Here is a 601-nt window from a genome sequence, read left to right as displayed (position 1 = left end):
CTAGGGTTAACTTTAGAGGATTATGTCAATGCTCAGATATTGGCTTGTAGTGAATTGGATGTACCAGTATATGATGCTTATCACACAGATTATTTCAAACCATATAATCCAGCATTTAGAAAATCTAGCATGCCTGATGGATTACATCCTAATGAAAGAGGTCATGAAGTTATTATGTATGAGCTTATTAAAAATTATTATCAGTTTTATGGATAGTAAAGGAGGAAAACATGAGTAATAAACTAATTACAGATTTAAGTAGAGTCTTTGACTACAGATATGTAGATGAAAATGAGTATAACTTTAAACTTATTTCAGACATGCTGTCGGATTTTAATTTCTCTCTTGAATACCACAGAAATAAAGAGGGATTCGCACATGATGGAGAACAAATAAAGTATGAACATTTAAATGTTACAAGTAGCGTCTCTGACTTTTTAACATATTTAAACGGTCGATTTAGCAACATGGTACTAGGTCATAACGGCGACGGTATCAACGAAGTAAAAGACGCGCGCGTTGATAATACAGGTTATGGTCATAAGACATTGCAAGATCGTTTGTATCATGATTATTCAACACTAGATGCTTTCACTAAAAA

The 601-nt window shown here is 32.9% G+C and carries 1 protein-coding gene and 1 pseudogene; both read left to right on the top strand.

Annotation, left to right across the window (positions count from 1 at the left end; translation table 11 throughout):
- Positions 1-216: SGNH/GDSL hydrolase family protein (locus FPQ13_RS13285; protein WP_144089754.1), on the top strand; the 216-nt coding region annotated here is incomplete at its 5' end.
- 14 nt (positions 217-230) lie between these two features.
- A pseudogene (locus tag FPQ13_RS13280) lies at positions 231-601 on the top strand (phage baseplate protein); the annotation flags it as partial.

Origin of the sequence: Allobacillus salarius, from assembly GCF_007559425.1 — a bacterium.
Classification (GTDB): Bacteria; Bacillota; Bacilli; order Bacillales; family Alkalibacillaceae; genus Allobacillus; species Allobacillus salarius.
The sequence above is the reverse complement of the archived record's forward strand: the minus strand, read 5'-3'. Positions and strand labels throughout refer to the sequence as shown.